Consider the following 1,106-nt stretch of genomic DNA (forward strand, 5'->3'; position numbering starts at 1 on the left):
CCCTGGCAGCACCCTCCCCGACCGAGGCGCGCCAATCCGTCCCCTCCCTGGCCGGAGCCCCGCCCGTGCTCTCCCCGGCCGCACGCCGGTCCATGTCCTCGGAGGCCTGGGCACGCCGGTCCAAGCCCTCAGGGGCGCGGCGATCCGTGCCCCTCGATCCAGCGGCGCCCTCCCTGGCCTGGGCACGCCGATCCGTGTCCTCGGGAGCCGCGTGCCTGTCGGCACCCTCCCCCGTCGACGCACGCCGATCAGAATCCTCGGGGGCCGCGTGCCGGTCAGCGCCCTCCCCCGCCGCACGCCGACCCGAATCCTCGGAAGCCGCGTGGCGGTCTGCGGCGCCGGGAGCCGGGGTGGCGCGATCGGGGGCTTCACCGGCCGGCCAGCCGAAACGCTGGTCCGCGCTCGCGGGGGTGTGGCGGTCATGTGGGTCCTCGTGGTCGTCCATGCCAGAAGATCCAGCCGTGAGGGGCTCCTCGGCCGCGCCCGGGATCCGCGACTCGGTGCCGTCACCCCGGACGCGCCGGTCCGCCGCGGCCACAGAACGGGGCGCGGCGGGCTCGTCCGCGGGACGGGTGGCGGTGCGGCGGCCGGCTAGCTGGATGCCGTACCGGTCGAGGAAGACGACGGACGTGCCGGGCAGCTCGGCGTTCAGCACGCCCAGGACCCGCCGGGCCGACGTGCCCGCGTCCGCGAGCCTGGTGGCACAGCGGGCGACGAGCTGGGTGCGGGCCGCGTCCGGCCGGGAGGCGGCCGAGGCCACCCGGACCGCGACGATCAGCGGATCGTCGTCGATGAAGATCAACGTCACGCCGAGCCGTTCCGCGAGCACCTCGCCGGAGCCCGCGCTCAGCCCGCCCGACGGCGCGATCACGCACGCCGCCGCCTGCTCCCAGGCCCGGCGCATGGCCATCTCCACGGCCCAGCCGCCGCTGGCCGCCGACCCGATCAGCACCACCGCCGTGTGCGGCGCCACCGCGCCGAACACCGACAGCTCGTCCACGATGCGCACCTGGTGTACGGGGTTCTCACCGGACCCGTACATCCTGGCCCCCGCCAGCGGCCCGGCGTTGACCAGCTCCGCCACCGTGACCGGCGCCTCCCACCCC

At 76.5% G+C, this 1,106-nt stretch carries 1 pseudogene; it reads right to left on the minus strand.

Features of this window, described 5'->3' with window-relative positions:
• A pseudogene (locus tag ITP53_RS55490) lies at window positions 1-1,106 on the minus strand (hypothetical protein); the annotation flags it as partial.

The organism is Nonomuraea cypriaca (genome assembly GCF_015645445.1).
In the GTDB taxonomy this organism is placed as follows: domain Bacteria; phylum Actinomycetota; class Actinomycetes; order Streptosporangiales; family Streptosporangiaceae; genus Nonomuraea; species Nonomuraea cypriaca.